Origin of the sequence: Pannus brasiliensis CCIBt3594, from assembly GCF_036688125.1 — a bacterium.
GTDB classification, from domain to species: domain Bacteria; phylum Cyanobacteriota; class Cyanobacteriia; order Cyanobacteriales; family Microcystaceae; genus Pannus; species Pannus brasiliensis.
Genome location: NZ_JBAFSM010000009.1, coordinates 120964 through 126963, shown reverse-complemented (window position 1 = coordinate 126963; position 6000 = coordinate 120964). Strand labels below are relative to the sequence as shown.

General features: G+C 51.7%; 8 protein-coding genes. 5 read left to right on the top strand and 3 right to left on the bottom strand.

The window, feature by feature from the left end; translation table 11 throughout:
- Both V0288_RS06460 and V0288_RS06455 read right to left on the bottom strand, forming a co-directional pair.
- Window positions 1–500 (bottom strand): leucine-rich repeat domain-containing protein (locus V0288_RS06460; RefSeq protein WP_332864229.1); only part of this gene is annotated, 500 nt, incomplete at its 3' end.
- Between the two features lie 294 nt (window positions 501–794).
- Window positions 795–1520, bottom strand: coding sequence for a cysteine dioxygenase family protein (locus tag V0288_RS06455; RefSeq protein ID WP_332864228.1), 726 nt, complete (start codon window positions 1518–1520; stop codon window positions 795–797).
- A 103-nt stretch (window positions 1521–1623) separates the two neighbouring features.
- Here V0288_RS06455 and fabZ point away from each other — a divergent pair, with 103 nt between their 5' ends.
- Window positions 1624–2103 carry a 3-hydroxyacyl-ACP dehydratase FabZ gene (gene fabZ / locus V0288_RS06450; RefSeq protein WP_332864227.1) on the top strand — a complete coding sequence of 160 codons (480 nt, stop codon included), beginning with the start codon at window positions 1624–1626 and terminating at the stop codon, window positions 2101–2103.
- Window positions 2104–2106: 3 nt separating this feature from the next.
- Window positions 2107–2868, top strand: a complete 762-nt coding sequence (locus V0288_RS06445) for a tryptophan-rich sensory protein (RefSeq protein WP_332864226.1) — start codon at window positions 2107–2109, stop codon at window positions 2866–2868.
- Between the two features lie 154 nt (window positions 2869–3022).
- On the opposite strand, the gene V0288_RS06440 is transcribed toward V0288_RS06445, so the two are convergent.
- Window positions 3023–3469 (bottom strand): VOC family protein, encoded by a 447-nt coding sequence (locus tag V0288_RS06440; RefSeq protein WP_332864225.1) that lies wholly within the window; start codon window positions 3467–3469, stop codon window positions 3023–3025.
- A 203-nt stretch (window positions 3470–3672) separates the two neighbouring features.
- On the opposite strand from V0288_RS06440, the gene gmd reads away from it, so the two are divergent.
- The 3 genes from gmd to V0288_RS06425 are packed head-to-tail and all read left to right on the top strand — an operon-like array spanning window position 3673 to window position 5865.
- A complete protein-coding gene (gene gmd / locus V0288_RS06435) occupies window positions 3673–4755 on the top strand; it encodes a GDP-mannose 4,6-dehydratase (RefSeq protein ID WP_332864224.1) in 1083 nt (360 codons plus the stop codon).
- Window positions 4756–4768: 13 nt separating this feature from the next.
- Window positions 4769–5710 carry a GDP-L-fucose synthase family protein gene (locus V0288_RS06430; RefSeq protein ID WP_332864223.1) on the top strand — a complete coding sequence of 314 codons (942 nt, stop codon included), beginning with the start codon at window positions 4769–4771 and terminating at the stop codon, window positions 5708–5710.
- Window positions 5683–5865 carry a hypothetical protein gene (locus V0288_RS06425; RefSeq protein WP_332864222.1) on the top strand — a complete coding sequence of 61 codons (183 nt, stop codon included), beginning with the start codon at window positions 5683–5685 and terminating at the stop codon, window positions 5863–5865. Before V0288_RS06430 ends, V0288_RS06425 begins: the two co-directional genes overlap by 28 nt.
- Window positions 5866–6000: the final 135 nt, after the last annotated feature.

Below are 6000 nucleotides of genomic sequence, written 5' to 3'. Positions count from 1 at the left end.
CTTAAATCGAGCGAGGTGAGGGCGGTAAGATTTTCTAATCCCCTGATGGCCGTTATTCCGTTGTAACTTAAATCGAGCGAGGTGAGGGCGGTAAGATTTTCTAATCCCCTGATAGCCGTTATTTCGTTGTGGCTTAAATCGAGCGAGGTGAGGGCGGTGAGTTCTCCCGTGAAGGACATATCGGTTAACCCGACACCTACTAATACGAGGGATTGTAAGTTTTTTAGTTTTTCGAGAACAACAAAATTTCGTAACTTTACATCGATTAAATATAGGTAGACGAGATTTTTGAAGCGGCATATATCAGAGATTTTTAAGCGAAATCCACCAATATTATATCGGAAATATAAGCCGATTACGTTCCCGTCACCAGATAGCGCGTAGGCATTTACCCCTTCCAAACTGTACCGAGGAGGAATATGAAATCTTTCCTCGGGAACTTCTGTTAACTGTCTACCGATAACTTCTTCTAGATGGCGGAGGAGTTCGAGATCTGACATGGCGCTCTGGCTCGAAAGCGGCGGTTTCGCGGGTTACGATCACTATTATAGCTCGATTCGCTGGCGATCGACCCGATGACCGGATACCAACAATTTACCAGTAGGGGCGCGAGGCTTGCACCCTTAATAGCTTCCCGTGTATAGGTTTAATTCTCGAAAATATTACAGTTTATAAAAAATGTCTTGACAATAAACGAGTTGTTAATTTTCGGCTAGACATCTCCGAAAGTTCTGTTTTCCCGATCGCCCGAAGGGAACGGGTAAAAGAATCGAGAAAAAACTCGATCGAACCGATTAGAAATTCACCGCTTGATGGGTGACGGCATCGAATTGAAAGCGTTTGAAACCGAACGTATCGCCGTAGAGATTGAGCGTGATCGAGGGTTCATCGCCGCTCGCTGAAAGCGCGCCACTGGCGACCGCTTCCACCCGATGGATCGCGTCCGTGGTAAAACTAATAATATCGTCCGCCTGTAAAATTCGATCGCCGATCGCTTCGATTTTGCCCGGGAATTCCGCGGTCGGAACGCGTTTCCAGAAAGTATGTTTCTGTTGACCTTTAACCGTCGCGATAATGCCCCATGTCCCGTGATTGTGAATCGGGGTTTCGTGTCCCGGAAGTGTTACCTCGGTTTGAATCGTGATCGGTAATCCCGGTTCATCGTATAACATTAAAAACGAGTATCCCGATCGCTCGTCCGGATCGGCCAGTTTTCCCGAAACCCAATGACAATTTAATAGCAATTTCCGCACCAAACGCCGTAGATCGGGCAGAAACTCCGTTTCCGATCGCCCCTCGCTCTCCGCTTTAACGACCACATCCTCGATATCGGTCAGGAAACGATGGAAGCGATAATTCTCCGTTTCCGTGATTAAATCCCACTGTCGCGGCGATTTGCAAGGTAGACACACCCCGTCATCACCGACCATCCAATCCTGTTGTTGCATAAAAACGCTCTTGACTTCCCCCGAGATCGATCTGAGGAGAATGCAGAAGATCATTTCCCCATCATCGATCATCCTCTCTCCCCGGAAGGTCGCGAAGGCTACGATACGGCAAAAACCCCGCGCGCCGCGAAACTGTGGGATAATGACCGATCGAACTCGTTAACCCTTCACTTTCATGACCACCGCCACCGAAACCCCGATCGAACGGGAACAACCGAACAAAACCGTTTTCAACGTCGAGGAAATTCGCGAACTTCTACCCCATCGCTATCCCTTCGCGCTGGTCGATCGGATTATCGATTACGTTCCCGGAAAAAGCGCGGTGGGATTGAAAAACGTTACGATTAACGAACCCTTTTTCCCCGGCCATATCCCCAATCTTCCCCTGATGCCGGGAGTGTTGATCGTCGAATCGATGGCCCAGGTAGGCGGGATCATCCTAACGCAACTACCGGGGATGAAAGGAAAATTTTTCGCCTTCGCGGGTATCGATAAAACCCGTTTCCGTCGTCCGGTCGTTCCGGGGGATCAGTTGATCATGACGGTGGAATTGTTATCCTTTAAGATGAACCGGATCGCCAAAATGCAGGGATCGGCAGTTGTGGACGGGCAAAAGGTCGCGGAAGGCGAGATGATGTTCTCCCTGTTTGAATAGATCATGACTCTCGATCGAGATCTTCTCCGACAACTCGCGAATCTACTGGGGATTCTCGCCGCTTTTTTCACCAACGTTCTCACGAATATCCGTCCCCCCACCGGGAGGAATATCGGGGAAATCTCGAATACCGTCTTTCAAAACGTGTTAATTATCCCCGCGAACTACGCTTTCGCCATTTGGGGCTTAATTTATCTCGGTTTATTCGCGCTAGGCATTTACCAAGCTCTACCGAATAACAAAACTCGCTTCCGTCGGATGGGATACTGGTTAGCGATCGCCAGTATCTTGCAGATTATTTGGGTTTATCTCTTTCAATACGGTTTTTATATCCTCTCCATCCTCGCCATGTTGGGGATTCTGGTTTCGTTAATCTCTCTCTATCTCCGTCTCGATATCGCCCGCGAGAGAGTCGATTCGCGGCAACGTTGGTTGATAAATTCCCCCGTGAGTCTCTATCTCGGATGGATTAGCGTCGCGACGATCGTGAACGTGGCTTCCGGATTATATTCGATCGGGTGGAACGGATTCGGGATCGACGCGAGCGTTTGGACGGTGATTATGCTGGTTATCGCGGCGATGCTGGCGATGTACGCGGTTGTCGCGCGAGGGGATGTCGTGTACGCGGGGGTGTTCGTGTGGGCGTTCGTGGCGATCGCCGTGAAACATTCCGCTATTCCCATTATCGCGGGCGGGGCGATCATTTTGGCGATCGCCCTACTGCTGGTTTCTCTGGCTAGACAGTGGCAAACGGCTAGAGGGTAGAAAACTCCCGCACAATTCGTTTTCGAGAGTCTAAAAACTTCAAAAACTAGAACTATACAAGATAAATCGTTATTTTCCCTCCTGACTCCTGACTCCTGCCTCCTGACTCCTGACTCCCTAACCACGCGACAATTTTTAAATTCCGCTAGAGGTCTTATGGATCGCACCGGATCTCGATGATAAACCCGTCCGGATCGTAGAAATACACGCCCCGGCCCGTGGGACGCGACACCGGGCCGTCGGCGATCGCGATCCCGTTACTTTTTAACACTTCAACCGCCGTATCGAACGATTCCGACGCGATATCGAAAGCTAGATGATTGGCGCGGGTGAAAGCTTTTTCCGGGTCATCCGCCGGGGGATAGAGATCCGGTTCCCAGAAAAGATCGATTACCGTCCCGTCCGGGGTCACGAAATTGGCCACCTTCCCCGCCGCTACCAAAGCTTTCAGCGTCGAGGGAACCTCCTCCCCGACCAACTCGCGCAAACCCAAGATCTCCCCGTAGAAATAGCGGGAAGCGTTCATATCTTTAACGTTAAAGGCGATATGATGGACTTTACGCAATTGTCCGATCGCCAGTCGTTGACCCGTTACCGTCATTACTAGATCCTCACTATCGCTCTCGCATTCTACCCGATTAAAAAAAAAGACGGCCGGCCCGATCGACGGAAACCCGAACAACTCGATCGACGCGCCCCCGTTGCCGTCGCTATTGTGCTTATCGAGTAAAGTATGGTATAAGCAACACGACAGTAGAAAATAAATTTTTTCTCAAGGTTCACCAAACCGTAGGTATATTCCTTATGACACAACCCAAGCGCGCCCTGATTACCGGGATCACCGGCCAAGACGGCTCTTATCTTAGCGAGCTATTACTAGAAAAAGGATACGAAGTTCACGGCATCATCCGACGCACCTCTACCTTTAACACCGATCGCATCGACCATATCTATATCGATCCCCACCAGAGCGGCGCGAAGCTCTTCCTTCACTACGGCGATCTCACCGACGGAACCACCCTACGGCGCATTCTCGAACAGGTACAACCGATCGAGATCTACAACCTCGGCGCGCAATCCCACGTTCGCGTCAGCTTCGACTCCCCCGAATACACCGCGGACGCGGTAGGCATGGGCGCGCTCAGAATCCTCGAAGCCGTGCGCGACTACCAACAGAGAACCGGCATCGAAGTCCGGTTCTATCAAGCCGGTTCCTCGGAAATGTTCGGCAAAGTCCAGGAAGTCCCCCAGAAAGAAACCACCCCCTTCTACCCCCGCAGTCCCTACGCCTGCGCCAAAGTTTACGCCCACTGGCAAACGATCAACTATCGCGAATCCTACGGACTCTTCGCCTGTAACGGCATTCTCTTCAACCACGAATCGCCTCGCCGGGGCGAAACCTTCGTCACCCGCAAGATCACCCGCGCCCTCGCCCGCATCGTCGCCGGCCAACAGAAAAAACTCTACCTCGGTAATCTCGACTCCAAACGCGACTGGGGTTACGCCAAAGACTACGTGCGCGCCATGTGGTTAATGCTCCAGCAAGACGAACCCGACGATTACGTCGTCGCCACCAACGAAACCTACTCGATCCGCGAATTCCTCGATATCTCCTTCCAATACGCCAATCTCGACTGGAAAGATTATGTAGAATTCGACGAACGCTATCTCCGTCCCGCCGAAGTCGATCTGCTCATCGGTGACTCCACCAAAGCCCGCCAGAAATTAGGCTGGGAACCCTCCGTCACCTTCGAGCAGTTAGTCCATCTCATGGTAGATGCCGACCTCGCCGCTCTCGGAATTCATAATCAGAACGGGGGAGTGAGCGACCAACTATTAAAAGATATGGCGTACATTCGTAACCGTACTATGTTAACGGTGGACTAAGAGGGAATCAATCATGTCGGATCTAAGCGCGCAACGTATTGTCGTCACCGGGGGCGCGGGTTTTCTCGGTCGTCAGGTAGTCGAACAACTGATCGAGGCCGGGGCGAATCCCGATAAAATCACCATCCCCCGATCGCGCGATTGCGATCTCCGGGTTTGGGAAAACTGTCAACGATTGGCCGATCAACAGGATTTAATCGTCCATCTGGCCGCCCACGTCGGCGGTATCGGCCTGAATCGGGAAAAACCCGCCGAATTGTTCTACGACAACCTGATGATGGGAACGCAGTTAATTCACGCCTCCTATCTCGCGGGGGTGAAAAAATTCGTCTGTGTCGGGACGATCTGCGCCTACCCCAAATTTACCCCCGTTCCCTTTAAAGAGGATGACCTCTGGGAAGGCTACCCCGAAGAAACCAACGCGCCCTACGGTGTCGCCAAAAAAGCCCTACTCGTACAATTGCAATCCTACCGACAACAGTACGGGTTTAACGGCATCTACCTCCTACCCGTGAACCTGTACGGCCCGGAAGATAATTTCGACCCCGGCAGTTCTCACGTTATCCCGGCGCTGATCCGCAAGGTGTACGAGGCCCAACAACGGGGAGATAAACAGCTTCCCGTCTGGGGTGACGGTAGCCCCACCCGCGAATTCCTCTACTCCACGGACGCGGCGCGAGGTATCGTCATGGCCAGCCAGTTCTACAATGAATCGGAACCGGTCAACCTCGGCACCAACTACGAGATCTCGATCAAAGACCTCGTGGAGTTAATCTGCGATCTGATGGCATTCGAGGGAGAGATCGTCTGGGAAACCGATAAACCCAACGGACAACCCCGGCGCTGTCTCGATACCACCCGCGCGCGCGAGAAATTCGGTTTCACGGCCGCGACGGAGTTTAAAGACGGACTACGACAGACGATCGAGTGGTACCGTCAAAACGCGGACAAATAGAGGAGTCAGGAGTCAGGAGTCAGGAGTCAGGAGTCAGGAGGCAGGAGAATAATTATCTTTATAATCTTCCTCATCCCCCTCATCTCCCGCGCTCTACTCCCGTCCCCCGACGCGATTTTTTTAGCCCTAACTACTATTTAAGAGCGATAGGCTGACCGATGACCGGTTAAAAAGGAAAATTTGTAACCCGTCGGTTTCCGGTAATTACAATCGCATTCAATAAAACGGGATCTGGCCTGGTCAGATCCCGTTTTCGTTAGAAACGGTTTTCACCGGAAACGGAGTTTTCT

Bases quoted from the DNA above. Each gene is read 5' to 3' on its own strand.
- V0288_RS06455 (WP_332864228.1), bottom strand. From the start codon at position 1,520: ATGATCGATGATGGGGAAATGATCTTCTGCATTCTCCTCAGATCGATC.
- V0288_RS06445 (WP_332864226.1), top strand. From the start codon at position 2,107: ATGACTCTCGATCGAGATCTTCTCCGACAACTCGCGAATCTACTGGGG.
- gmd (WP_332864224.1), top strand. From the start codon at position 3,673: ATGACACAACCCAAGCGCGCCCTGATTACCGGGATCACCGGCCAAGAC.
- V0288_RS06430 (WP_332864223.1), top strand. From the start codon at position 4,769: ATGTCGGATCTAAGCGCGCAACGTATTGTCGTCACCGGGGGCGCGGGT.
- V0288_RS06440 (WP_332864225.1), bottom strand. From the start codon at position 3,469: ATGACGGTAACGGGTCAACGACTGGCGATCGGACAATTGCGTAAAGTC.
- fabZ (WP_332864227.1), top strand. From the start codon at position 1,624: ATGACCACCGCCACCGAAACCCCGATCGAACGGGAACAACCGAACAAA.